Origin of the sequence: Nocardioides carbamazepini (assembly GCF_024614185.1) — a bacterium.
In the GTDB taxonomy this organism is placed as follows: Bacteria; Actinomycetota; Actinomycetes; order Propionibacteriales; family Nocardioidaceae; genus Nocardioides; species Nocardioides carbamazepini.
On the sequence record NZ_JAHTLF010000008.1, the window covers coordinates 96359 to 121507 of the forward strand.

A 25149-nucleotide genomic window follows, 5' to 3' on the forward strand; every position below is an offset into this window, starting at 1 on the left:
GGTCCGGCGGCACGGTGCCGCCGGGCCCGGTCGTGGGTGGGGCCGGCGCTACTTGGCGACCTTGATCGCCTTCGCCGCCGAGGTCAGCGGCAGGTAGCCGGCGTCGCCGGAGTACTTCACGCTCACCTTCCACCTGCCCTTGGCCAGCTTCGGCAGCTTCACGGTGGCCACGCCGTTCACGACGGCCTGCTTCACCGTCCGCTTGACGGCACCCTTCTTGAGGACCACCTTGACCGTGCCCGTGGCCGCGGGCTGCCCCGTGGGGACGGCGATCGTCACCTGGGCCGTGCCGGCCTTCTTCGACGTCGGCTTCTTCGTGATGCCGAGGCTCGCACCGGACACGGCGACCGGGCCGATCGGCGTGCTCGCGGCCTGGACGGTCAGCGGCTGCGTCCGCTCGGACCCGCCCACGAGGCCGGCCGCACCGCCGCCGTACACGTAGCGGACGCTGTGCTGCCCGACGGCGAGGGCCGGGAGCGGCAGGCTGACCGCGGCCACCCGGTCGGCGGCCACGTCGACCTCGCCGAGCTTCGCTCCGTCCAGGTAGACCTGGACGGAGCCGCCGACCGGGCGCCGACCGGTGAGCGGGGCGAGGGTGGCGCCCGCGGTCCGGTCGGAGAAGAACCCGCTGAAGGTGCTGTCGACGGCGACCTGGGCGGTCAGGGTGCCCGGGTTCGCGGCCGGGACCGTCGCCGGGGCGCCGGACACGGTCAGCGCGCTGTCGTAGCCACCGCCGACACCGGCGATCACGTCGCGGATCTCGTCGATCGCCTCACGGGCGAAGTTGCGCTGGTTCCGCAGCGAGTTCTGGCCAGCCTCGGCGCTGACGTTCACGTTGCCGCGCAGCCGGTCCGGGTCGGCGGCGTCGTACGCGTCGTCCTTGCCCTGGGTGAACCAGACCTCGGTCATGTACTCGACGTTGCCGGCGAACTGCGCGGCCGGCGGGTCACCCGCGGCGGGGTTGGTCCAGCCGTCGCGGATGGCCTGGTCGAGCACGGGGGCGGACTGGCCACCGGCGGACGCGTCCTTGTCGTACGACAGCAGGTGCCCGACCTGGATCTTGCGAGCGAGCTTCTCCCCCGTGGCCGGGTTCGCCGGGTCGGTGACCACCCCGTCGGCGTAGTACTTCACCGGGCTGGTGCTCTGTGTGCCCGGCTCGTCGGCGGTGATCCGGTACTGGGTCTGCGCGTTCGAGAGCCTCTCGAGGATCCGGCCGTAGAGGTGGGACGGCCGGGTCTGCAGGGGCGCGCCACCGACGGTGCGGAAGGCATTGTCGCGGATGTGCTTGTCGAGCGAGCCGGCGTTGCCGGTCGAGTCGAGCGAGAAGTCGAAGTTGTAGACCTTGCGGATCCCGTAGCGGCGGGCGTACTCGGCGGTCTGCTGGATGATCGCCGCGGTGTTGTGGCACCAGGTGCCGCCGAACAGGAGCAGGAAGTCGCCCTCGCTGTCGAGGATGTCGATCAGCTCCGGATAGGTGACGCTCTGGATCCGGAAGTCGTCCTCGTCGCCGTCGGCGAGGTCCTTGGCGGCGTCGAAGACGTCGCCGCCGAACCGCTTGCGGTTCAGCGCCTCGGTCGCGGGATCGGCGTTCTTGACGTAACGCTCGTAGTGGCGCCGGTTGTGCTCCGTGCTCAGGAAGTCCCACTGCGTGTCGACGTCGAGCGGCGCCGAGGTCAGCACCCGCTTCACGTCGGTCTTGTACGCCGCCAGCGCGGGCGGCGACGCGAGGTCGGCGGGAGGCGTGACGAGCGCGTCGACGATGCGGGCGGAGTCGCCGCCCGCGGCGTCGTACACGAAGAGGTAGGGGTGCTCCGCCGAGACCCGCTGGTCCGGCCTGGCCGGGTCGGTGACGACGGTGAACGGCGTCTCGGCGTCCTTGCCGAGGTAGCTGGTCACGAGTCGCTCGCCGAGGTCGAGGAACTGGTCCTTGCCGGCGTTGTCGGCGCTGGCCAGCTCGTAGCCGGTGAGGTCGAAGACGCTGAGCGCCTCGCCGTCGAGGTTCGGGTCGAAGTTGTAGATCCGCTCGATGCCCTCGGCCTCGGCGACGTCCTGGATGGCGCCGATCGTGTCCTGGAGGTAGTCGTCCTCGGCGCCGCCGATGACGAAGGCCCACCTCCCGGTGTTCTTCTTCAGCAGGTACTCGAAGCGCTCGAAGGTCACGGTCTCGAACACGCTGCCCGGGTCGAGTGCCGGGAACCTGTCGTCGAACCAGTCGACGGTGGCCCCGTGGGTGGCCGCCGGGTAGGTCGCCGGGGCCGGATCGGGGTCCGCGGCGCGCGCCGGCGAGTCGGTCCCCAGAAGGGCCGACGCCGCGAGCGCGACGACCGTGGCGGTCGCGGCGGTGCGCCTCAGGTGGGTGCGGTGGTTCATGGGTGCTTCGCTCTCTGCTCTCGGGTGGGTGAGTGTCGATCGGGTCGGACGGAGTGCTCGCGGTGCTCGCGGTGCTCGCGGTCAGGACGTGCGCGCAGCGACCGTCGTGGGCACGAGAGCCCGGCGGGGACGGTGGCGGCGTCCGCGCAGGAGGCGCCAGGCCAGCGCGAGGGCGCCGGCGGCGGCGAGGCCGCCGAGGATCGCGAGGCCGGCGTTGTCGGGCACCGGGGTGGCCTCCTTCTCGGCGGCCTCCTCCGCCGGCGCGGCCACGCCCGTGGCGGCCGCGGACACGGCGACGGGGCTGCTGGAGACCTGGGTGCCGGCGAACAGGACGACGAGCTCGTGGTCGCCCTCGGGGACGTTGGCCGGGACGACGACCTCCGCGGTGAACCCGCCGTTGTCGTCGGTCGTGACCGTGCCGAGCGGCACCGGGTCGGAGTGCAGCTCGAGGGCATAGCCCTCGATCCGGGGCGCGAAGCCGGTGCCGGTGACGGTCACCGTGGCGCCGGGCGCGAGCTCGCCGGTCACCGTGACCGTGCCGGCGACCGTGGTCGGGTCGACGCCGACGACGACCGGGTCCGACGGCGGCGAGCCGGGCGACTCGCCGGCGGCGTTGCTGGCCCACACCGCGGCGCGGTAGCTGCCGGGCGGCACGTCCTCGAAGACGTACTCGAAGGTGGTCGCGTCGGTCTCGACCGCCGCCTGTCCGGTGAACCGGATCAGATAGCCGGTGACCTGCTCGATCTCGGCGTTGGCCGAGGCGGCCCACGACACCGTCACCGTGTCGCCGTCGACCGCGAGGGTCGGTGCGGCCAGGGCGCTCGGCGCGCCGGGAGCGACCTGCTCGGTCGCACCCTCGGTCGCGGTCGGGTCGACGACGGCGCCCGTCGTCCCCGTCGTGCCGGCGCCTCCGGTCTTGCCGGTGTTCTTGCCGGTGTTCTTGCCCGTGTCCTTGCCGGTGCCCGAGCCCGCGGTGCCGGACGTGCCGCCGGTGCTTCCGCCGCCGGTCCCCCCGGGGCTCGGGGTGGGGGTCGGCGTCGGGGTCGGTGTGGGGGTGGGAGTCGGCGTGTCCCCCTTGTAGCTGTAGCTGCCGGCGGGGTAGGACGTCTTGCCGTTGCGGTTCGGGTAGACGGGGTGCTGGTTCTCGTCGAGCTCGCAGTCCTGGATCCACAGGCAGGTCACATCGTCGAGGCAGGGGAACTCGTCGGCCCCGTCGACCCAGCCGTCCGCGTGCGCGGCCGGGGCCGGGCCGATCGAGACGGCCAGTGTCGCGGCGATGGCGGCAGCGGGCAGCAGGGCAAGGATCCGATGGGATCGCCGGACGGTCATGCGTTCACTCCTTGGGGGGTGCGGGTGGGGGTGGGCAGCGCGCAGGCGCCGATGGGGACGCCGGGGTCGACGAGCAGCACGTCGTCGAAGACGTCGTCGGAGACCTGCCCGGCCAGGTCGTCGGCCAGGTCGTCGGGCGAGTCGGCGGGGAGGGCCGTCCCGTCGAAGACCGCGTCGTCGAGCCGGCCCTCCTGACGGGCCACGATCGTGGCGGCGACGGCGGCGGAGGTGACGTTGTCGAGGGTCCGCGCCATGTCGGCGACCATGCTGACCGGCAGCGTGATCGCCACCAGCTCGAGCGGGAGGCCGGCCGCGGTGAGCACCGTGGTCGCCGTGATCGTGGCGGTGCCCGGCACGCCCGCCGTCCCGACCGAGACGATCACCCCGAGCAGGATCAGGACCAGGTAGTCCTGCACGCCCCAGGAGATGCCGAGCGCGTTGACCCCGAACACGGCCAGCAGCACGGGCCACACGCCGGCACAGCCCGGCATGCCGATCGTGGTGCCGAGGGGTGCGGTGAACCCGGCGATGTCCGACGGCACGCCGACCCGCTCGCGCAGCAGCCGCGTGGTCACCGGCAGGGTGCCGGCGCTGCTCTGCGTGGTGAACGCCGTCACCTGGGCCGGGAGGATCTTGCGGAAGAAAAGCACCGGATCGACGTCCGCGAAGACCCGCAGCAGCACGCCGTTGATCATGAAGGCGTGGACGAAGCAGGCCAGCCAGGCCAGACCGAGCACGCCGAGGAGCGAGACCATCTGCGACCACTGCCCCGCCGCACGGGCGGTGGCGACGGCGGTCAGCGAGAGCACGGCGTACGGCGTCAGCGCGATCACGAAGCCGACGGCGCGGTAGATGATCTCGCGCAGCGCGTCGATGAACCCCTTGAACGGCGCCACCGTCGCGGGCGCCCGGTCGGCGACCAGCGAGTACGACACCGCGATCAGGACGCTGAACAGGATGATCGGGATGACGTTCGTCTCGGCGATGTCGGTGACGATGTTCGTCGGGAAGAAGTCGATGAAGACCTCGGAGAACGGCTTCTTGATGTTCTCCAGCGCCGACGTGTCGCGCTCCCCGACCTCGATGCCCGCGCCCCGGCCGATCCCCAGCTGCAGTGCCAGCCCGAGGGTCAGCAGCACCGCGAGGGCGTTGAGGCCGAGCAGCCAGCCCACCGAACGGGCACCGATGGTGCGCAGCTGCGCGGTGGTCCCCAGCGAGGTGATGCTCGACAGGATCGAGACGATGATCAGCGGCGCGACGATCGCGAGCAGCAGGTTCAGGTAGACCTTGCCGACCGGCTCGACGTAGTCGAGGTGGCCCTCGAAGACCACCCCGACCCCCACACCGAGTCCCAGCGCCGCGATGGTCAGCACGCTGAAGTTCACCCGCAACCGGCCCAGCACGTAGATGCCGGCGAACAGCCCCAGCGTCACCAGCAGTGCGGTGACGGCGTACCCGCCCATGGCGCCCCTCTTCTTTAGTCGACTATTTCGATCGAATTAAAGACTATGGGGTCGGCGAGGGTGTCTCGTGCCAAAACGGCCGAAATGCGATCAGCCATCCCGAGAACCGGGATGGCTGATCGGTTCCGCCTATCAGCACAGAGGCGGAGTCGGGCAGGTCAGGCGCTGGTGTCCGTCGAGGGCAGGTCGTCCGGATGGACGCCGCCGTGGCACGAGGCGAACGGCTCGGGCGCGGTGTCGCCGGCGCCGTACGCCGCGACGAAGAGGCCGATCCGCGGATCGTCCGCACCGGTCAGCGCCAGCTGTCGGCCCCAGACGGTGATGACGACCGACGGCTCCTGGTCGGGGTACGGCGCCAGGATCCCGTTGGCCGGCAGCTGGTCCGCGAGCCGACGCACGCCCGCCGCATCGACCTCGTCGTCACGGTAGGTCAGCACCACGGTGCCGTGCTCCAGGTCGTGCACGAGGGGCTCCTCGGGGAGCGGCTCGTCGTAGACGCCGCACTCGAGCCAGTACGGCGCGTGGTCGCCGCCCACCGGCGGGGACTGCGGGTAGTCGTGGTCCGCACCGATCGCGAGATGCTGGTTGGTCAGCCCGGTGTACTCCTCGACGGCGTCGAGGTTGCTCGTGTCGACCTTCGCGGCACTCGCCCGCGACCGGTCGGACCCGTCCGCGTCGTCGTCGCCCCTCGTCAGCACGACCGGCACCAGCACCGCCGCACCGACGACCAGTACCGCGGCGAGGACCGCGAGCACGATCGGCAGTGGCGAGCGGCGCCGCGGGGGCGGTGGGAACGGCGGCAGGAAGGACGGCGGGTAGGCCGGCGGCGACTCGGGCGGCGGGCCGTATGGCGGAGGCGGCGCGCCGGGCGGCGGGCCGTGCGGCGGAGACGGTGGGCCGAACGGCGGCGGGGGCGGCGGCAGCTGACTCACTGCTCGAGCGCCCGCTCGACCCGCTCCACCTTGGCGGTGAGCTCGCCGGTGAAGCCGGGGCGGATATCGGCCTTGAGCACCAGCCCGACGCGGGGTGAGGTCGCGGCGACGACGTCGACCGCCTGCTTCACGACCGCCATCACCTCGTCCCACTCCCCCTCGATCGTCGTGAACATGGACGTCGTCTCGTGGGGCAGCCCGGACGCGCGGACCACGCGGACCGCGGCGGCGACCGCCTCGGACACCCCACCGGTGTCGTCGGAGACCGAGGGGCTGATGCTGAACGCGACGAGCATGGCCCCACCGTAGTCAGCCGGCCACGGCGGAATGCCGACGGCCCGCCCCCGTCAGGGAGCGGGCCGTCGGGTCGAGCGAGTGTCAGCCGCGCAGCAGGTTGCGCAGGACGTACTGCATGATGCCGCCGTTGCGGTAGTAGTTCGCCTCGCCGGGAGTGTCGATGCGGACGACCGCGTCGAACTCCACGCCCGTGTCGGTGGTGACCTTCACGGTCGAGGGCGTGGTGCCCTCGTTGAGCTCGGTGATGCCCGAGAACGAGAAGGTCTCCTCTCCGGTCAGACCCAGCGACTCGGCGTTCGCACCCTCGGGGAACTGCAGCGGGATGACGCCCATGCCGATGAGGTTCGAGCGGTGGATCCGCTCGTACGACTCGGCGATGACGGCCTTGACGCCCAGCAGCGACGTGCCCTTGGCGGCCCAGTCGCGCGACGAGCCGGAGCCGTACTCCTTGCCCGCCAGGACGACCAGCGGGATGCCGGCGGCCTGGTAGTTCACCGACGCGTCGTAGATGGACGAGACCGGCGCGTCAGCCTGGGTGAAGTCCCGGGTGAAGCCGCCCTCGGTGCCCTCGGCGATCTGGTTGCGCAGCCGGATGTTGGCGAAGGTGCCGCGGATCATCACCTCGTGGTTGCCGCGACGCGAGCCGTAGGAGTTGAAGTCCCGCGGCTCGACGCCGTGCTCGGCGAGGTATGCACCGGCGGGGCTGTCCTTCTTGATCGCACCGGCCGGGCTGATGTGGTCGGTGGTCACCGAGTCGCCCAGCTTCAGCAGGACCCGCGCACCGTCGATGTCGGTGACCGGCGTCGGCTCGTCGGGCATGCCGTCGAAGTAGGGAGCCCGACGGACGTACGTCGACTCGGGGTCCCAGGCGAACGTGTTGCCCTCGGGCGTCGGCAGCGACTGCCAGCGCTCGTCGCCGGCGAACACGTCCTTGTAGGACTCGCCGAACATCTCCGCGTTGATCGCCTGGGCGATGGTCTCCTCGACCTCGGCCGGGGTCGGCCAGATGTCCTCGAGATAGACGTCCTTGCCCTCGGTGTCCTGGCCGAGCGGGTCGCCGTAGAGGTCGACGTCCATCGACCCGGCGAGCGCGTACGCCACGACCAGCGGAGGCGAGGCGAGGTAGTTCATCTTGATGTCCGGGTTGATCCGGCCCTCGAAGTTGCGGTTGCCCGACAGCACGGACACCACGGCGAGGTCAGCCTCGTTGACCGCGGCGGACACCTCGGGGATGAGCGGGCCCGAGTTGCCGATGCACGTGGTGCAGCCGTAGCCGACGAGGTTGAAGCCCAGCTTGTCGAGGTACGGCGTCAGGCCCGAGCGGTCGTAGTAGTCGCTGACGACCTTGGACCCCGGCGCCAGCGTGGTCTTCACCCACGGCTTGCGGGTCAGGCCCTTCTCGACGGCCTTCTTGGCGAGCAGCGCGGCGCCGATCATGACCGAGGGGTTGGACGTGTTGGTGCACGAGGTGATCGCGGCGATCGTGACGGCGCCGTGGTCGAGGGTGAAGGTCGTGCCGTCGGCAAGGGTGACCTCGACCGGCTTGGACGCGCGCCCGGCACCGGCTGCCACGGCGGGCAGGTCGCCCGGGGCGGGCTCACCGTTGGACTGGTTGCTGTCGTGCGACGGGCTGTCGGAGGCGGGGAAGCTCTCGTCCACGGCCTCGTCGTAGCCCTGGGGCCCACCGGCATAGTCGACCAGCGCGGTGCGGAACGACGCCTTGGCCTCGGTCACCGAGATCCGGTCCTGCGGGCGCTTGGGGCCGGCCAGGGACGGGACGACCGTGGCGAGGTCGAGCTCGAGCTTCTCGGAGTAGCGCGGCTCGGCGGCCGGGTCGTGCCAGAGCCCCTGCTCCTTGGCGTAGGTCTCGACAAGGGCGAGCTGCTCCTCGGGACGGCCGGTCAGCCTGAGGTACTTGACCGTCTCCTCGTCGATCGGGAACACCGCGATCGTCGAGCCGAACTCGGGACTCATGTTGCCGATGGTGGCGCGGTTGGCCAGCGGCAGCGCCGAGACGCCGGGGCCGTAGAACTCGACGAACTTCCCGACGACGCCGTGCTTGCGCATCATCTCGGTGATCGTGAGCACCAGGTCGGTCGCGGTGGCGCCGGCGGGCAGGTCGCCGGAGAGCTTGAAGCCGACCACGCGCGGGATGAGCATCGACACGGGCTGGCCGAGCATGGCGGCCTCGGCCTCGATGCCGCCGACGCCCCAGCCGACGACGCCGATGCCGTTGACCATGGTGGTGTGGGAGTCGGTGCCGACGCAGGTGTCGGGGTAGGCCAGCAGCTCGCCATCGACCTCACGGGTGAAGACGGTGCGGGCGAGGTGCTCGATGTTGACCTGGTGCACGATGCCGGTGCCGGGCGGGACGACCTTGAAGTCGGCGAACGCGGTCTGGCCCCAGCGCAGGAACTGGTAGCGCTCGCGGTTGCGCTCGTACTCGATCTCGACGTTCTTCTCGAACGCCTCGGGATTGCCGAAGACGTCGGCGATGACGGAGTGGTCGATGACCATCTCGGCGGGCGCGAGCGGGTTGATCTTGGTGGCGTCGCCGCCGAGCTCGGCCATGGCCTCGCGCATGGTGGCGAGGTCGACGACACAGGGGACGCCGGTGAAGTCCTGCATGATCACGCGGGCCGGCGTGAACTGGATCTCCTTGTCGGGCTGGGCGGTCTCGTCCCAGCCGGCCAGGGCCTTGATGTCCTCGGCCGTGATGTCCGCGCCGTCCTCGGTGCGGAGCAGGTTCTCGAGCAGCACCTTCAGTGAGAAGGGCAGGCTCTCGACAGCGTTGTCGGGGAGCCCGTCGCCCTTGACCGCGTCGAGACGGAAGATCTCGTAGGACTTCCCCTCCACATCCAGGGTGCTCTTGGCGCCGAAGCTGTTCTTGCTGGCCATCGCGTCTCCGTCCTCATCGACTGCCATCGACTGATCGTTGGTAGGTCTCCTGCTGCATCCTGCCGCCGCCGACGGCGGACCGGATAGTGAGGTTGACCTAAGTTCGCAGGGACACCGGAGTCCCGATATCTCTTGATATCAAGATACACGATCCGGAGAAGTCTCGGAGAACTGGGTGCGGTACAGCTCCTCGTACCGGCCGCCCGCCGCCAGCAGCGACGCGTGGGTGCCCCGCTCCACGATCCGCCCGTCCTCGACGACCGCGATCAGGTCGGCCGCCCGGATCGTGGAGAGCCGGTGCGCGATGACCAGCGCGGTCCGCCCGGCCAGCGCCTCCCCCAGCGCCGCCTGCACCGCCGCCTCCGAGGTCGAGTCGAGCGAGGCCGTCGCCTCGTCGAGGATCACCACGCGCGGCTGCTTGAGCAGCAGCCGCGCGATCGTGAGCCGCTGCCGCTCACCACCGGAGAGCCGGTAGCCGCGCTCCCCCACCACGGTCTCCAACCCGTCGGGCAGCGCGTCGACCAGGTCGGCCAGCCGGGCGCGGGCCAACGCGTCCCACAGCTCCTGCTCGGTCGCCTCCGGACGGGCCAGCAGGAGGTTGCCACGGATCGTGTCGTGGAACAGGTGCCCGTCCTGGGTCACCATCCCGACCGCGCCGCGGATCGACGCGGCCGTCAGGTCCCGCACGTCCACCCCCGCCAGGCGTACGGCGCCCGTGTCGACGTCGTACAGCCGCGACACCAGCTGCGCGATGGTCGACTTCCCCGCCCCCGAGGAGCCGACGAGGGCGACGACCTGCCCCGGCTCCGCACGCAGCGAGATGCCGTGGAGGACCTCCTCGCCACCGCGGGTGTCGAGCGTGGCGACCGCCTCCAGCGAGGCGAGCGAGACCTTGTCGGCCGACGGGTAGGCGAAGTGCACGTCGTCGATCTCGACACCGACCGGCCCGTCGGGCACCGGCCCGGCGCCCGCGCGGTCCGTGATCAGCGGCTCCAGGTCCAGCACCTCGAAGACCCGCTCGAAGCTCACCAGGGCGCTCATCACCTCGACCCGGGCGCTGGCCAGCGCGGTCAGGGGCGCGTAGAGGCGGGTCAGCAGCAGGGAGAGGGCGACGACGTCGCCGGCGTCGAGGGTCCCCTCCAGGGCGAGGGCGCCGCCGAGCCCGTAGACGACGGCGATCGCGAGCGCGGAGACGAGGGTCAGCGCGGTGACGAAGGTGGTCTGCACCATCGCGGTCCGCACGCCGATCTCGGCCACGCGCTCGGCGCGCGCGGCGAACTCGGCGGACTCCTGCTCGGGGCGCCCGAACAGCTTGACCAGCGTCGCGCCGGGCGCCGAGAACCGCTCGGTCATCTGGTTGCCCATCGCGGCGTTGTGGTCGGCCGCCTCCCGCTGGATGTCGGCCAGGCGCCGGCCCATCCGCCGCGCCGGCACCACGAACACCGGCAGCAGCACCAGCGCGAGCAGCGTCACCTGCCAGGAGATCCCGAGCATCACGACGAGGGTCAGCACCAGCGTCACCAGGTTGCCGACCACGCCCGACAGGGTCTGGCTGAACGCGCGCTGCGCCCCGATCACGTCGTTGTTGAGCCGGCTCACGAGGGCGCCGGTCCGGGTCCGGCTGAAGAACGCGACCGGCATCCGCTGGACGTGGTCGAACACCGCGGTGCGCAGGTCGAGGATCAGGCCCTCGCCGATCTTGGACGACAGCCAGCGGGCCACCAGGCCCAGCGCCGCGTCGAGCACCGCCAGGACGGCGATGGCCACCGCCAGCCGTACGACGACGTCCCGGCTGTCGCCGGCGACGATCGCGTTGACGACGCCACCGGCCAGCACCGGCGTCGCCACCGCGAGCCCGGAGGTGACGACGCTCAGGACCACGAACCCGACCAGCTTGCGGCGGTGCGGCCGCGCGAAGCGGAAGATCCGCTTCGCGGTCGCCGCGCTGAACGCCCGCTCCTCGTCCGGCCCGTTCATCCCCCGGTACACCTGGTTCCAGGCGATCGACTCCATGCTCATATCGGTGACCGTAGAACCTCAAGCCGACATGAGGACAAGCGCGAGCGCGGATCCGCTACAGCACGACCGTCGGTTTGACCCGGCTCGGGGTCCACACCCGCTGCCGCCGCGCGACCAGCGAGGTGAGCGCCAGGGCGCCGACGAGGTACGCCGCCAGCACGAGCGCGGCGGTGAGCGCCCGGGCCGGGTCCCCGCCGTACATGAGCTGGCGCAGCCCGTCGACGGCATAGCTCATCGGCAGCACCTGGTGCAGCCAGTGCAGGGGTTCGGGGATCGTCTGCCACGGGAAGGTGCCCCCGGCGGTCACCAGCTGGACGACCATCAAGACCAGCGCCAGGAACTGGCCGGGGGTGCCGAGCAGCGCGTTCATGAAGTGGACGACAGCGACGAACGTCGCCGAGATCAGGATCATGAACAGCCACGTCCGCAGGCTCTCCACGATGCCGACGTCGAGCGCGACCGCAACCACCACGAACGCCAGGGTCATCTGGGCCGCGCCGATCAGCGCCGGCGGCAGCCAGCCGCCGAGGGCGACCCGGAGCGGGTGCTGGTTGGCCGCCAGTGCCCGGCTCGACAGCGGGCGCACCAGCAGGAAGAGGACGTACCCGCCGATCCACGCCGCGAGGGCCAGGAAGAACGGAGCCAGTCCGGCGCCGTAGTTGCGGGCCGCCGCGTCGCTGCGGGCCCGGACGTCGATCGGGTTGGCGACGGTCTCGGCGATCCGCTGGCGGGACTCCTCGGTGGTGTCGGGGACCTGCAGCACGCCGGCGGCCAGCCCGTCGCGGAGCGTGCCCGCGCCGCTGGTCAGCTCCCGCAGCCCGGAGCGCAGCTCCACCGTGCCGTCATGCAGGGTGCCGGCCCCGCGGGTCAGCCGCCCGGCGCCGGCCGAGAGCTCACCGGCTCCGTCGCGCGCCTGCCCGATGCCGTCGACCAGCGCGGGGGCCGAGCGGGCGAGCTGACTCGCGCCGTCGGCCACCTGGTCGGCTCCGTCCGCCAGCTGGTTCAGCTGCTTGCGGACCGTGCCGGCCCTGGCGTCGCCGGCGTGGACCTTGGCACCGACCCGGTCGTAGACGGCCAGCAGCCGGTCCTGGCCGGCCTGGTCGATCCCGAGCTGGTTCATCTGGGCGACGAGGTCGGCACGGCCGCCGTCGTACGCGACCCGGGCGGTGTGGACCGCATCGGCCACCTTGTTGCCCGCGTCGGCCACCTTCTGGTCACCGTCCGCGACCTGGCGGGCGCCGGCGGCCAGCTGCCGGGCCTGCTGCGGCAGGGACGCGGTCCGGGTCGCCAGCGTGGACAGCCCGTCACGCAGCTGTCCGGCGCCGTCGCGGAGGTCTCCCGCGCCGTCGGCGAGCCGGGCGCTGCCGTCGACGAGCCTGCGGGACCCGTGCTTCGCCTCACGCAGGCCGTCGTGGAGCTGGCCGGCGCCGTCGGCGCCCTGCTGCAGGCCCTGCCGGACGTCGGCGATGCCGAGCAGGAAGGTGCCGACCGCCTCCTGGGAGACCTTCTCGCCGATCGCGTCACGCACCTTGGTCGCGACCGTGTTGGCGATGGTCGTGGACAGGTAGGAGTTGGCGTCATTGGTGATCATCGTGATCCGGGCCTGCTCCGGCTCGGAGCCGGAGGTGCTGGTCAACGCTGCCGAGAAGCCACGCGGGATCACCAGCGCGAAGTCGTAGGTGCCGTCGTCGACACCGGCCTTCGCGGTCGCGCGGTCGACCTCGTGCCAGCCGAAGTCCCGCGCGTCGAGCAGCTGGTCGGCCACTTCGCGCCCGGCCTCGAGCCGGGCGCCGTCCAGTCCGGTGGCCCCGGCGTCCTCGACCACCAGGGCCGTCGGCACCCGGTCCAGTGCCGAGTACGGGTCGTGGTTGGCGTACAGGTAGAGCCCGGCGTAGATGGTCGGGACGGTGACCAGCGCGAGCACGGTGATCCGGCCCATCCGGATGCTGAGCAGCCGGGAGAGCTCGCTCCAGGCGATGCGCAGGGCGTTCACGCGGCACCCCCGATCGACGCCACCCGGGCGACGTCGCCGAGGTCGACCGCCTCGCTGATGGTGACCAGGACGCCCAGTCCGCGGTCGGCCGCCCCGTGGGCGATCGGCCACCACTCGCGGCGGTGCAGGCCGTGCCGGTCCGGGGAGAGCAGGACCAGGAACCGGGCGTCCGGTCGCGAGGCCCCGAGCTCGGTCAGCGACCGGATCCGGTCGCCGGGAGGAACCTCCTCGGTCCGCAGCCGCGGGCTGGTGCCGAGCCGGTGCTCACGCAGCCAGGCCGAGGTCGCGTGCGGGCCGGAGGACAGGCCGGCCAGCGCCAGCTCCTCGGCGACGATCACCCGGAACGGGACACTGTCGTCCGGCTCCGTGACCCCCGGTACGTCGACCAGCACCACCGCCCGCTGGAGCGTGGCCGGCGCGGGATCACCCCCGAGGTCGACGCTGCCGCCGGTCAACCGAAGTCGGCCGGCGAGCGCCAGGGCCAGGGCCACATTGCCGTGCCCCGGCCGGCCCACCGCCACGACCACCTCCCCCGGAACCAGCTCCACCGAGGTGGGTTCCAGCAGCCCTGCGACTGCCCCGTCCGTCATGACCAGGTTCGCCATGACGGTCAGTCTGCCGTGACCACCTCCCGTACCTCGGAACCCGGAGCGCGACGCACGCGACGTGACCGAGTCGGTCAGGTCGCGCCGTTGACCCGGTGCGCGATCGCTGAGAGCACCGCCAGACCGACGGCGAGGGCATCCTCGTCGGGGTCGAAGGTCGCGGTGTGCAGGCCGCCGCCGGTGGCAACTGGCCGCCCGCAGCCGAGCATGAACATCGCGCCGGGCACGACCTGCTGATAGTAGGCGAAGTCCTCCGAGCCCAGGTGGGGGCGCTCCAGCTCGACGATCTGCGCGCCCGCCTTCTGGCCGCGGGTGTCTGCGAATCAGAGCGAGCCCAATTCGAGCCCTCGTGCCAGCGGGCACCGATGGTCGCGAACGACCGCAGCTTCAGGTCTCGCCGCGAGCGCGGGCTTCGAGGTACTGATCCATCAGCGTGGCTGGGATCCGGCCGCGGTCCGAGACGTCGATGTCGTGCGCGAAGGCCCAGCGACGTACGTCCGCGGGCGTCGGCGGTGCGGGCGCGAGCGGCGGTGGCGCCTCGAGTCCGCGCACGGCGAGGTCGCCGACGATCTCCTCAGCCAGTCCTACGCGCGCAGCCGCGAGGAAGCGGTAGGTCCACTCCTGGGCGAGCTTGCGGGTCTCGCAGAAGACGATCGGCACTGTCGGGAACCTGATCTGGCACTCGGCGATCCCGTCGGCCACGACGCTGGGCCGGACGCGGTCGAGCTTGAAGACCTGGGAGTAGCGCTCTTCCACGACCACCGCGGCGCGCGGGATCGCCGACAGTTCGGTGAGCTGGAACGTCAGCTTGCCCGTCGTCAGCGACGAGACGAGGTCGGCCAGGGACTTCCGTTCGACCGTCGCCTGCAGCAGTCCGTCGACGATGAGTCCGTAGTCACCGGCACTGAGCGGCGCACGTCGCGTTGTCACCTGCCGGTCGGCAAACGTGAACGGGTACCGCTCGCGGATGTCGACCGCGATCTCGAGGTCGGCGACTCCGCTGGCGCGGGCGCCCGGGACGTTGACCGCGGGACGTGCCTGCTTGGCGGTGCGGGCGGTCTGCCAGAAGATCATCTGCCGCCCGCGGCCATTGGTGATGATGATCTGGGAGCGGTTCTCCCGACTGCGGTCGAGGACCAGGTCGATGGCAGCGCCGCGCCTCACGCACGACCGCACCGGAATCCGCTCGACGATCTCGGCATCATCCGGCCATTCCTCGGCACGGTGGCAGTAGACCTTGCCGGTACGCGGCCAGGTGTCCTTGGCCTTGAGAATGATCCCGTCCCCGAGCGGGATCCGGAGCAGGTAGGGCAGCGTCGACCGGGGTTCGGTGTTGCGAGCGATGACGAAGTCCTCCGACACGCCGGCCACGATAACGTCAGGTCAGCCGTGGATGACGCCGTAGGCGATCTGTCCCGAGCTGCGGATCGCGTCGGGCACCAGTGCCCAGGCCGGGTGGGTGTCGCTGAGGAGCTTGCTCGCCAAGCGCACCCTCTGCCGATCCTTGCGAGTCAACTGCTCCGCGACGTCGAAAGGGTCCGGGACGAGAGCGCAAAGCAGCGCGAGATCCCGGTAGTGACGCTCGGGACCGGGCAGCGCCGTCGCCGCCGCCTTGCCTACGATTGCTGCCAGCAGAGTGGGCCGTGGAATCATTCCGCGGCGCCCTTCATGCACGACGGTGATCCGCTCAGCGCGACTCAGCGCCTGAGTACCGCCAGGCACTTCGATGGTCCGCCCCGGAGGCGTTGTCGTCAGATCGGCCCGCTCTCCCAGGCCTTCCGGTGCCAGGACGTCGATGACGACCGGGCGTGGTTTCGCGGCCCGGATGTAGCGGTGAGCGAGTCCATCTGCGCTGATGGACTGCAGCGAGAACCCGAGGTCCTCGATGCCGGCCACGACCCGGGTCAAGGCACCGGGGATGGCCCGAATGTCCGCGATCACGTCCCCGTCCTGACTGATCTGCGGCGGAACCTGGCCGTGCTCGAGCGCATGCAGCAGCACCATCTGACCCCCGATCAGCGCCCAAGGCACGTCCAGGCTCTCGCCTAGATCAAGGAGCGTGTGCCACAACTCGTCAACCGGCGCCGGCAGGATCGGGAGTTCGATGACCACGGTCATGCGCGGGACCGTTCGCTTTGCCAGGCCGAGAGCAGTTCCGCCAGACGCGCGGCACCCGCGGCGACGGCACGAGGCTCCATGCTCTCGAGAAGGTCAGCAGAGAGCACGGCGTCACCCACCCCGCCAGGCGCCAAGGCTCCGTCCCCCGCGAACGGCCAGACCTCCTTCGGAACGCGGATCCTGAGATTGGGATCGGCCCCTTCGCGCAGTGCGAGTGACCGCGACAGCTCGGGCCAATGCGATTCCTCGACGTAGAACTCGGGGATCGGGTTCGCCAGAGCAACGACGTCGAACCCGCGGCTGGCTGCATCATCGATCCCGGCAGCGCGAACACCACCCGCTCGCCGGAGGCGCTGAACAGCCGCCGGGTGCGCGACAACATCGAGCAGGTTGCTGCGTCCACGCAGAGCGGCGCGCCAGCCGTCCGGACCCGGATCTTGCAGATCAGCGAGATAGCGGCGTACCTGCGAACGCGCGGAGTCCGACAACCAGGCTGCCCGCCCCTCGTCGAGGAGATCGATGACTGCCCAAGCACGCTTCGGTGCCAACGGTCGGCCCGGGGGACGTCCTTGCAGCTCCAGCCGAGCTACATCCTGAGACGAGACGAGCCAGGAGTTGCCCAGGCGGCGACCACGCAGGTCTCCCGAACGAAGCAACTGCCTGACGCGGGAGTCATTGACCCCGAGTCGGCTCGACGCTTCCTTGACGCTGATCGCCATCAACCTCACCTCCCTTTCGTCAACCATACCGCTGGCGGCATGGTTCCCGAAAGTCACGTCTATGGCCTCCCCACGACCTCAAACCGAGTCCAAAGCGAGCCCAAAGCAGGCCCCAGGCGTCGCGACAGCGAGTCGTTTGCCGTAAAACGGCAGGTCAGCGGCTTTTGACAAGCTTCGCCACGCACTCGACATGGTGCGTCATCGGGAACAGGTCGAAGGCGCGCAGCGACGCGAGCCGGTAGCCGTGCTCGGCGAAGATCGCGACGTCGCGCGCGAGCGCCGCCGGGTCGCAGGCGACGTAGGCGACGGCACGGGGTCCGCGCGCCACGACCTGCTCGACGACGGCACGCTTCGCGCCGGCCCGGGGCGGGTCGAGCACGACCAGGTCGGCGCGGGCCCACTCCGGTGGGAGCCCGTCGGCGAGGACGGCGCCGACATCGCCCGCGCGGGCCAGGACAGCGGGACAGTTGCGCTCGGAGAGCCCTGACGCGGTCGGATCGCCCTCCACCGCCGCGACCCGGCCGGTCGGCCCGACCGCCTCGGAGAGGAACCGGCTGAACAGTCCCACGCCGGCGTACAGGTCGAGAGCGCTCTCCCCCGGCCGCGGGTCGAGCGCCTCGAGCACGGCCCCGACCAGAGCCTCCGGAGCGCCCGGATGGACCTGCCAGAAGCTCGCCGCTTGATCCGGTGCCGTGGCGACCTCGAAGGCCCGCCCGCGGACGTCGTACGACGGGCCGTGCGGTGCCTCCAGGAGGCAGGCGTCGACCGCGACGGTGTCGTGGGAGCGGTGCTTGCGCATGCCGCGCCCGCCGCCGGGCAGCTCGACGTACCGCTGCCGGGTCCGCCAGTGCAGGCCGTTCTCGTCGCCGGGCACCGCCTCGACCTCGACGTCGGTCTCGAGCCGGGCGACCCGGCGCAGCTGCTCGCGCACGACCGCGGCCTTGAGGTCCCGCTGGGCCGGCAGGCCGACATGTTGGAGGTCGCAGCCCCCGCAACGACCGGGACCGGCGTACGGGCACGGTGCGGGCACCCGGTCGGTCGACGGGATCAGGACCTCGACGGCGTCGCCACGCCAGAACCGGTCGCCCTCGGTGCCCTCGGTGATCTCCAGGACCACGCGCTCGCCGGGCAGCGCGTGCCGGACGAACACCACGCGCTCCTCGACCCGGGCGACGCAGTGCCCGCCGTGCGCGATCGGCCCCACCTCGACCTCGAACCGGCGGCCGACCATCGAGGCGCCCCGGGCGGTCCGCGCCCGCGGCCTCCGGGCCGAAGGGCGGCTCACCGCTTGGTCTGCCGGTCGTTGCCGCGCACGCGGCCCCGGCGCAGGTCGCCGGCGTGCACGCGATGCTCCTCGCGCTCCTCGCGCTCGAGGGCGATCCCGGAGGAGCGCAGCTGGTAGGGCACCGAGATGACCATGACGCCGGGGGTGAACAGCAGCCGGCCCTTGAGCCGCAGCGCGGTCTGGTTGTGCAGGAGCTGCTCCCACCAGCGGCCCACGACGTACTCGGGGATGTAGACGGCCACGACACTGCGGGGATTCGCGCCGCGGATCGCGGAGGCGTACTCCACGATCGGCTTGACGACCTCGCGGTACGGCGAGTGCAGGACCTTGAGCGGGATGCCGGTGTTGCGCTCGTCCCACTCCTCCAGCAGCCGGGCGGTGTCCGACTGGTCGACCGACACGTAGACGCCCTCGAGGGAGTTGGGTCGGGTCGCCTTGGCGAACGCCAGCGCACGCAGGGTCGGCTTGTGCAGCTTGGAGACCAGCACGATGGCGTGCACCCGGGTCGGCAGGGCCTTGTCGGTCTCGTCGGCGGCGAGCTCGCGCTCGACGCCGTCGTAGTGCTTCTTGATCGCCTTCATGACGGCGAAGAAGAAGCCCATCGCGAGGATCGTGATCCACGCCCCGTGGAGGAACTTGGTGATCAGCACGATGACCAGCACGACCGACGTGAGGCCGAGTCCGAAGGTGTTGATGGCACGTGCGCGCTGCATGCGCCGACGCTCCGCCGCGTCGCGCTCCGTCGTCAGGTGGCGGGTCCAGTGCCGGATCATGCCGAGCTGGCTGATGTTGAAGGAGACGAAGACGCCGACGATGTAGAGCTGGATCAGCTTCGTGGTCTCGGCGTCGAAGGCGATGATCAGCGTGATCGCCATCACGGCGAGGAAGACGATGCCGTTGCTGTAGGCCAGCCGGTCGCCCCGGGACCCCAGCGCACGGGGGGCGAAGCCGTCCTTGGCGAGGATCGAGCCGAGCACGGGGAACCCGTTGAACGCGGTGTTCGCGGCGAGCACCAGGATCACGCCCGTGACCGTGACGACGAAGTAGAACGCGGGCGGGAAGCTGTCGAAGACGGCGGCGGCGATCTGCGAGATCACCGGGTGCTGCTCGTAGTCGCTCGGTATCGCGCCCCCGCCGGCGGTCCGCAGCTGGTCGAGCTTGTGCGGGTCGACGAAGCGGACACCCATCTCGTTGGCGAGCAGGATGATCGTCATCAGCATGCTGACCGCGATCAGGGCCAGCAGCAGGAGCGTGGTCGCGGCGTTCTTGCTCTTCGGCCGCTGGAACGCGGGCACGCCGTTGGAGATCGCCTCGACCCCCGTCAGCGCCGCGCATCCGGACGAGAAGGCCCGGGCGAGCAGGAAGAGCAGGGCCACCTGGCTCAGCGGGCCCTCCCAGCCCGCCTGGGGCTGGATCTCCAGGTGCGCGCTCTCGGCCTCGGGCAGGTTGCCGGACAGGAGCAGGAGCATGCCGTAGGCACCCATCCCGAGGATGGCGACCATGAACAGGTAGGTCGGCACGGCGAAGTACGCGCCCGACTCGCGAACGCCACGCAGGTTGATCGCGGTGAGGATCACGACCGCGGCGGTGGCCACGGTGGCCTCGTGCCCGATCAGCGACGGGATCGCCCCCGCGGCGTAGGCCGCTGCCGAGGAGATCGAGACGGCCACGGTCATGACGTAGTCGACCAGGAGCGCGCTCGCCACCGTGATGCTCGCGTTGCGACCGAGGTTGACCTGTGCCACCTCGTAGTCGCCGCCGCCGGACGGGTAGGCGTGCACGGTCTGCCGGTAGGACGCCACCACGGTCAGCATCACCAGGGCGACCGCGAGTCCGATCTTCCACGACCACGTGTACGCCGACGCGCCGGCGATGGCCAGCATGATGAACACCTCGTCGGGCGCGTAGGCGACCGACGACAGCGCGTCGCTGGCGAACACGGGGAGCGCGATCCGCTTGGGCAGCAGCGTCTCCCCCAGCTGGGCGCTACGAAGCTTGCGTCCGAGCAAGATGCGCTTCGATACGTCTCCGACACCCACGAGCGACAACGGTAGGGCACGCCCGGCCGCGAGCGAAGCGAGCCTGGCCGGACGGAACAAAGAAGCGGCGAGCGAAGCGAGCTCCGGCTCGGTCGGCGAAGCCGACTGTTAGCGTGCTCACCGTGCACGTCGTGATCATGGGCTGTGGCCGGGTCGGCTCGACCCTGGCGCGCAGTCTCGAGGACCGCAACCACACCGTGTCGATCATCGACAGCGAGCCGGACGCGTTCCGGCGGCTCGGACCGGGCTTCAACGGCGACAAGGTCCCCGGCATCGGCTTCGACCAGGAGGTCCTGGAGAAGGCCGGCATCCGGCGCGCGGACGCCTTCGCGGCGGTGTCGAGCGGCGACAACTCCAACATCATCGCCGCCCGGGTCGCGCGGGAGACCTTCGGGATCCAGCAGGTCGTGGCCCGGATCTACGACCCCGGCCGGGCCGAGGTCTACCAGCGGCTCGGGATCACCACGGTCGCGACGGTCAAGTGGACCGCCGACCAGGTGCTGCGCCGGATCCTGCCGGCCGGCGCCGAGCCCGACTTCCGCGACCCGTCGGGCACGATCCGCGTCGACCATCTCCCCACCCCCGAGGTCTGGGTCGGCGCCCGGGTGGGCCAGCTGCAGGAGCAGGCCCGGTGCCGGGTCGCCTGGATCGACCGGCTCGGCGAGGGTCTGCTGCCGGACCGTGACAGCGTCATCCAGGAGGGCGACATGCTCCACCTGGTCACCCGCGAGGAGTCCGCGGACCATGCCTACGAGGTGCTCGGCCGTGGGCCCGAGCACGGTGACTGAGCAGTCGGAGAGGTCCAGAAGACATGAGAGTCGCCATCGCCGGAGCAGGTGCCGTCGGCCGCTCGATCGCCCGCGAGCTGATCGAGAACGGCCATGAAGTGCTCCTCATCGACAAGTCCCCGTCCTCGATCCGCCCCGAGCGCGTCCCCGACGCCGAGTGGCTGCTGGCCGACTCCTGCGAGCTGTCCTCGCTGGAGGAGGCACGCCTCGACAAGTGCGACGTGGTGATCGCCGCGACCGGCGACGACAAGGCCAACCTGGTCACCGCGCTGCTCGCCAAGACGGAGTTCGGCGTCCCCCGCACCGTCGGCCGGGTCAACCACCCCAACAACGAGTGGCTGTTCACCGAGGCCTGGGGCGTCGACGTCAACGTCTCGACCCCGCGGATCATGTCCGCACTCGTCGAGGAGGCCGTGAGCGTCGGCGACCTGGTGCGCCTGTTCACCTTCCGCAAGGGCAACGCCAACCTGGTCGAGATGGTCCTCCCAGCGGACTCGCCGTACGTCGGCAAGGAGTCCGGCCTGATCCCGCTGCCGGAGAACTGCGCACTGGTCTCGATCCTCCGCGACGGCCAGGTCTACGTCCCCGCGCCGGAGCAGCCGGTCGAGTCCGGCGACGAGCTGCTGTTCGTCGTCCCCGCCGAGGCGGAGGACGAGCTGGAGGGCCTGCTCGCTCCGGGATCGCACCCGGCCAAGTAGCTACGCGGGGTCGGGCTCGGCGTCAGGAGACGTCAAGGGGGTCGCGTTGCGGGCCAGCAGCCAGATCATCAACGACCACGACCCGATCCGCAGCGCCCAGCCGAGGCCGGTGCGCAGGATCAGGATCAGCACCACGGCCTGGTCCGCGTCGAGACGGCCGCTGTGCCCGAGCAGCCAGACCGGTCCCTGCAGCAGCACGCCGACCGCACCCGGCAGGAGCATCACCCAGGTCAGCCGGCTGCACAGCCGCACGACCTGCGGGTCGTCGTGCCATGCCGTCGGGTCGCCCGTGACGCCGCCGAGCATGAACCCGAGCATCGGCCAGCCGATCAGGCAGGTGAACCCGAGCACCACGGTGTAGCCGAGGCTCATCAAGATGCCGGGCAGGAAGAACGCCAGTGCCTGGTCGGACTCCGAGCCGCCGGAGCTCTCCGCCCACCGGACGAAGACCCAGCCGATGCCGATGCCGAAGACGGCGTTGAGGACGTACTGCGTGCTGGAGCGCTGGACCACGCGGGCCAGCAGGGCGAGGCCGGCGACCACCAGGCTCCCGACCAGTGCCCACTGGAGCTCCTTGGTGCTCAGCCACGCGACGGTGAACACGACGCCGGGAATGGCCGCCTCGGCCATGCCGCGCCGACCGCCGAGGGCGGTCGCCAGCTGTCTGCGGACGAGCGCCTCGACGGTGTCGACGCCGATCGCGGGGGTGGGTGTGCTCACAGCAGCTCGTACCTCGGGTTGTAGAGCGTCCGGTGGCCGTCCTGGATGCTGACCCGCCCCTGGACCTCCAGCGCGCGACCCGGTCCGATGCCGGCGATCCGACGCCGGCCGAGCCAGATCACGGTGACGGTGCCGGTGCCGTCGTACAGCTCCGCCTCGAGGGCGGGGACGCCGCCGCGCGGGCGCAGGGTCACGGTGCGCAGGGTGCCGCGGAGCCGGACCGGCTCACGGTCCGGCGCGTCGCCGATGCAGATCACACCGTCGCCGCTGAAGGTCTTGCGGAGGTCGCGCGCCTCGGCCTCGTCGGGGTTCGCCCACTTGCTGATCGTGCGCCTCAGGCGGCTCTTGGTGCGCATGCGCTGGCGTCGTCCGTCCTCGGTCAGGTCGCCGGAACGGCCCGGGGAGTCGCGCCCTCGGGCAGCGAGAGCGGGAGCTGCTCGCCGACCGGCATGGCGTGGTTGCCGCGGCGCACGGCGACCTGCTCGATGGCGGCCTCCCATGCGTCGGCCGTCTCCGGGTCGCGAGCCGGGTCGCCCAGCAGCGTGGCGCGCAGCAGCCAGCGGGGGCCGTTGACGCCGATCACCCGGGACGTCTGGGTGCCGATCTGCCCGTCGGGGCGGGTGAGCCGGACCTCGCACACCAGCTCGGTGCCGAACCGGCCCTCCCGCTCGGTGGCGGTGCCGCCACGGCGCGCGGCGTCGGCCGCGATCTGCGGCCGGATCTCGCTCCACAGGTCGCCGTTGCGGGGCGCGGCGAAGGCGCGCAGCTCGAGCGCACCGGCATCGGTGGCCAGCAGTACGGCGCGCACCGCGCCGGAGGTCTCGTCGACCTGCACCCGCAGCTCGCGGCCGTCGGACGGCGCCACCAGGAGCGAGCCGAGGTCGAGACGCTCCACGCCGTCCTCGGGCAGCTCGTCGACGTCGAAGGGGCCGGCGCCGGCCCGGATCGGGGCCTCTCCGGCGTCGGTGGTCTCGCCCACCGCGCCCTCGACCGTCGGGTCGACAGCCTTGCGCCGCAGCCTCACTGTGTCCTCCTCGTCACGCCCATCGGGCCCCTCGGGCCCGTCACCGCTGGAACCCACCGGTTGAACCGTAGCCGCCGCTGCCACGCACGCTGTCCGGAAGGGCGGCGACCGGCTCGAACCGGGCCCGCTCGACCCGCTGGACCACCAGCTGGGCGATGCGGTCTCCCCGGCGCAGCGTGATCGCCTCCACCGGGTCGTGGTTGATCAGCAGCACCTTGATCTCTCCACGGTAGCCCGCGTCCACGGTTCCGGGGGTGTTGACGATGGAGAGACCGTGCCGCGCCGCCAGCCCGGAGCGCGGATGGACCAGCGCGACGTAGCCCTCGGGCAGCGCGACCGCGATCCCGGTGGGGACCAGGGCGCGCTCCCCCGGTGCCAGATCGATGTCGACGCCGGTGACGAGGTCGGCGCCCGCATCGCCCGGGTGGGCGTAGGAGGGAAGCGGCAGGTCGGGGTCGAGCTGCTGGACGGAGATCACGAGATCCTCGGCAGAGTCCACGGTGGTGTCGTCGGGCACGGGGAGACCCTAGCGACAGCGCCGCACCGGGCGGGTGGGATCATCCTCTCCGTGAGCGAGAGTGCGAGCTACCAGGAGCGCCTGCGGGTCCCGCTGCGCTGGTGGGCCCAGGGCACCATGCTCGTCGCGACCCTCTGGCTCACGCTCATCGTCGCCCTCATCGGGCACGCCGCCTGGCTGGCCTGGACGGTCACGGGCGTCGTCCTGGCCGGCATGGCGGCGGCGCTGCGTGCCTACGGCAGTGCGCGGATCGCCGTCTCCGACGGCTGGTTCCGCGCCGGACGGGCCCAGATCGAGATGACGCACGTCGGCACCGTCGAGGCGCTCGACACCGAGCGCACCCGGCGCGTCTCGGGCCCGGAGGCCGACGCCCGCGCCTACCTGCTGCTGCGCCCCTACCTGCGTCAGTCGGTCAAGGTGGAGATCACCGACCCGGCGGACCCGGTGCCGTACTGGCTGGTCAGCTCCCGCCACCCCCGGGCACTCGCCGAGGCGCTCAACGCCGTGCGGACGGGCGACGCCGCCGATCAGTAGCGGGGTCGACCAGCAACCCCGGCAAGCGGGGTCGATCAGCGGGCAGACCGGCCTGGACCAGTAGGCTCCGTCCCATGGCAAAGGACAGCTCCAAGGTCTGGTCGACCCTCTCCCTCGTCGCCGCGCTCGGCGCCGCGGCCGTCGCGAAGAAGGGCCTGGACACCAGTTGGAGAGCCGCGACGGGCAAGAAGCCGCCCGTCAACCCGGCCGATCCCGACGTCGGCGTCTGGGAGGCCGTCGCCTGGGCGGCAGCCAGCGGCACCTTCGTCGCCATCGCCAAGATGCTGGCGCAGCGCCGGGCCGCGAACTACTACCTGAAGTCGACCGGACACCTGCCCCCGGGCCTGCGTCAGGGCGACGCCTGACCCAGGCCGCGGGCAGGTCTCAGGCGCAGTCCTTGCAGATCATCTTCTTGGGGTCCGCCAACTGGCTGCGGTGGTGGACCAGGAAGCAACTCATGCAGGTGAACTCGTCGTCCTGCTTCGGCTTCACCTCGACGGCGAGCTCCTCATGGGACAGGTCGGCGCCGGGCAGCTCGAAGGCCTCAGCTGCCTCGGCCTCGTCCTCGTCGACCTTGCCGGAGTTCTTGTCGTGGCGGCGCGCCTTGAGCTCTTCGATGCTCTCCTCGGACTGCTCGTCCTCGTTCTTGCGCGGTGCGTCGTAGTCAGTCGCCATGACGTGTGTGTTCTCTCCCCTCAGCTGACCGCCAGCCGCACTGGTCGTGCGGGTGGCGCGGCAGATTGTGCACCATCAGGTCCGGTTCGCGATACCCGGGTCGATGCGACTCGCCAGAACAGTGCG

The 25149-nt window shown here is 71.3% G+C and carries 24 protein-coding genes; 4 read left to right on the forward strand and 20 right to left on the reverse strand.

Annotated features, from left to right (window positions below; all coding sequences use genetic code 11):
• Window positions 1–48: 48 nt before the first annotated feature.
• The 15 genes from KVF89_RS03045 to KVF89_RS03115 form a co-directional block, all read right to left on the reverse strand.
• A complete protein-coding gene (locus tag KVF89_RS03045) occupies window positions 49–2370 on the reverse strand; it encodes an Ig-like domain-containing protein (RefSeq protein ID WP_257423252.1) in 2322 nt (773 codons plus the stop codon).
• 81 nt (window positions 2371–2451) lie between these two features.
• Window positions 2452–3699, reverse strand: coding sequence for a fibronectin type III domain-containing protein (locus KVF89_RS03050; RefSeq protein ID WP_257423254.1), 1248 nt, complete (start codon window positions 3697–3699; stop codon window positions 2452–2454).
• The gene (locus KVF89_RS03055) at window positions 3696–5162 is read right to left on the reverse strand and encodes a dicarboxylate/amino acid:cation symporter (RefSeq protein WP_257423256.1); all 1467 of its coding nucleotides are present in this window, start codon (window positions 5160–5162) and stop codon (window positions 3696–3698) included. The genes KVF89_RS03050 and KVF89_RS03055 overlap by 4 nt, the downstream gene beginning before the upstream one ends.
• Window positions 5163–5320: 158 nt before the next feature.
• Entirely contained in the window at window positions 5321–6094 is a 774-nt protein-coding gene (locus tag KVF89_RS03060; RefSeq protein WP_257423258.1) for a thioredoxin-like domain-containing protein, read from the reverse strand.
• A complete protein-coding gene (locus KVF89_RS03065) occupies window positions 6091–6390 on the reverse strand; it encodes a thiamine-binding protein (protein ID WP_257423260.1) in 300 nt (99 codons plus the stop codon). The genes KVF89_RS03060 and KVF89_RS03065 overlap by 4 nt, the downstream gene beginning before the upstream one ends.
• A gap of 82 nt (window positions 6391–6472) precedes the next feature.
• The gene (locus KVF89_RS03070) at window positions 6473–9289 is read right to left on the reverse strand and encodes an aconitate hydratase (RefSeq protein ID WP_257423828.1); all 2817 of its coding nucleotides are present in this window, start codon (window positions 9287–9289) and stop codon (window positions 6473–6475) included.
• A 138-nt stretch (window positions 9290–9427) separates the two neighbouring features.
• On the reverse strand, window positions 9428–11308 hold the full coding sequence (locus KVF89_RS03075) for an ABC transporter ATP-binding protein (RefSeq protein WP_257423261.1): 1881 nt from the start codon (window positions 11306–11308) through the stop codon (window positions 9428–9430).
• A 55-nt stretch (window positions 11309–11363) separates the two neighbouring features.
• Window positions 11364–13301, reverse strand: coding sequence for a YhgE/Pip family protein (locus tag KVF89_RS03080; RefSeq protein WP_257423263.1), 1938 nt, complete (start codon window positions 13299–13301; stop codon window positions 11364–11366).
• Window positions 13298–13906, reverse strand: coding sequence for a hypothetical protein (locus KVF89_RS03085; RefSeq protein WP_257423265.1), 609 nt, complete (start codon window positions 13904–13906; stop codon window positions 13298–13300). Before KVF89_RS03085 ends, KVF89_RS03080 begins: the two co-directional genes overlap by 4 nt.
• Before the next feature lie 74 nt (window positions 13907–13980).
• Window positions 13981–14133: a hypothetical protein gene (locus tag KVF89_RS03090; protein WP_257423267.1), complete on the reverse strand. Its 153-nt coding sequence runs from the start codon at window positions 14131–14133 to the stop codon at window positions 13981–13983.
• Window positions 14134–14293: 160 nt separating this feature from the next.
• The gene (locus tag KVF89_RS03095; protein WP_257423268.1) at window positions 14294–15268 is read right to left on the reverse strand and encodes an ERCC4 domain-containing protein; all 975 of its coding nucleotides are present in this window, start codon (window positions 15266–15268) and stop codon (window positions 14294–14296) included.
• A 21-nt stretch (window positions 15269–15289) separates the two neighbouring features.
• A complete protein-coding gene (locus tag KVF89_RS03100) occupies window positions 15290–16024 on the reverse strand; it encodes a hypothetical protein (protein ID WP_257423270.1) in 735 nt (244 codons plus the stop codon).
• The gene (locus KVF89_RS03105) at window positions 16021–16743 is read right to left on the reverse strand and encodes a helix-turn-helix domain-containing protein (protein ID WP_257423271.1); all 723 of its coding nucleotides are present in this window, start codon (window positions 16741–16743) and stop codon (window positions 16021–16023) included. Before KVF89_RS03105 ends, KVF89_RS03100 begins: the two co-directional genes overlap by 4 nt.
• A 154-nt stretch (window positions 16744–16897) precedes the next feature.
• The gene (locus KVF89_RS03110) at window positions 16898–18028 is read right to left on the reverse strand and encodes a class I SAM-dependent RNA methyltransferase (protein WP_308212699.1); all 1131 of its coding nucleotides are present in this window, start codon (window positions 18026–18028) and stop codon (window positions 16898–16900) included.
• Window positions 18025–20067 carry an APC family permease gene (locus tag KVF89_RS03115; RefSeq protein WP_257423273.1) on the reverse strand — a complete coding sequence of 681 codons (2043 nt, stop codon included), beginning with the start codon at window positions 20065–20067 and terminating at the stop codon, window positions 18025–18027. The genes KVF89_RS03110 and KVF89_RS03115 overlap by 4 nt, the downstream gene beginning before the upstream one ends.
• A gap of 122 nt (window positions 20068–20189) precedes the next feature.
• Here KVF89_RS03115 and KVF89_RS03120 point away from each other — a divergent pair, with 122 nt between their 5' ends.
• Both KVF89_RS03120 and KVF89_RS03125 read left to right on the forward strand, forming a co-directional pair.
• Complete coding sequence (locus tag KVF89_RS03120; RefSeq protein ID WP_257423274.1) at window positions 20190–20855, forward strand: potassium channel family protein; 666 nt, start codon at window positions 20190–20192, stop codon at window positions 20853–20855.
• A 23-nt stretch (window positions 20856–20878) separates the two neighbouring features.
• The gene (locus tag KVF89_RS03125; protein WP_257423276.1) at window positions 20879–21553 is read left to right on the forward strand and encodes a potassium channel family protein; all 675 of its coding nucleotides are present in this window, start codon (window positions 20879–20881) and stop codon (window positions 21551–21553) included.
• Here KVF89_RS03125 and KVF89_RS03130 read toward each other — a convergent pair whose 3' ends face one another.
• Genes KVF89_RS03130 through dut form a run of 4 tightly spaced genes read right to left on the reverse strand, consistent with a single transcriptional unit; the run spans window position 21554 to window position 23814 of the window.
• Window positions 21554–22273 carry a DUF3159 domain-containing protein gene (locus tag KVF89_RS03130; protein WP_257423279.1) on the reverse strand — a complete coding sequence of 240 codons (720 nt, stop codon included), beginning with the start codon at window positions 22271–22273 and terminating at the stop codon, window positions 21554–21556.
• Window positions 22270–22629 (reverse strand): OB-fold nucleic acid binding domain-containing protein, encoded by a 360-nt coding sequence (locus KVF89_RS03135; protein WP_257423280.1) that lies wholly within the window; start codon window positions 22627–22629, stop codon window positions 22270–22272. The genes KVF89_RS03130 and KVF89_RS03135 overlap by 4 nt, the downstream gene beginning before the upstream one ends.
• A 23-nt stretch (window positions 22630–22652) precedes the next feature.
• Entirely contained in the window at window positions 22653–23297 is a 645-nt protein-coding gene (locus tag KVF89_RS03140) for a DUF3710 domain-containing protein (RefSeq protein WP_257423281.1), read from the reverse strand.
• Window positions 23298–23337: 40 nt separating this feature from the next.
• On the reverse strand, window positions 23338–23814 hold the full coding sequence (dut, locus tag KVF89_RS03145) for a dUTP diphosphatase (protein ID WP_257423283.1): 477 nt from the start codon (window positions 23812–23814) through the stop codon (window positions 23338–23340).
• A 51-nt stretch (window positions 23815–23865) separates the two neighbouring features.
• Here dut and KVF89_RS03150 point away from each other — a divergent pair, with 51 nt between their 5' ends.
• Both KVF89_RS03150 and KVF89_RS03155 read left to right on the forward strand, forming a co-directional pair.
• Complete coding sequence (locus KVF89_RS03150) at window positions 23866–24348, forward strand: DUF3093 domain-containing protein (RefSeq protein WP_257423284.1); 483 nt, start codon at window positions 23866–23868, stop codon at window positions 24346–24348.
• Between the two features lie 74 nt (window positions 24349–24422).
• The gene (locus KVF89_RS03155; RefSeq protein WP_257423286.1) at window positions 24423–24713 is read left to right on the forward strand and encodes a DUF4235 domain-containing protein; all 291 of its coding nucleotides are present in this window, start codon (window positions 24423–24425) and stop codon (window positions 24711–24713) included.
• Window positions 24714–24732: 19 nt separating this feature from the next.
• Here the strand turns inward: KVF89_RS03155 and KVF89_RS03160 are convergent, their stop codons facing one another.
• Window positions 24733–25023 carry a DUF4193 domain-containing protein gene (locus KVF89_RS03160; RefSeq protein ID WP_257423288.1) on the reverse strand — a complete coding sequence of 97 codons (291 nt, stop codon included), beginning with the start codon at window positions 25021–25023 and terminating at the stop codon, window positions 24733–24735.
• Window positions 25024–25149: the final 126 nt, after the last annotated feature.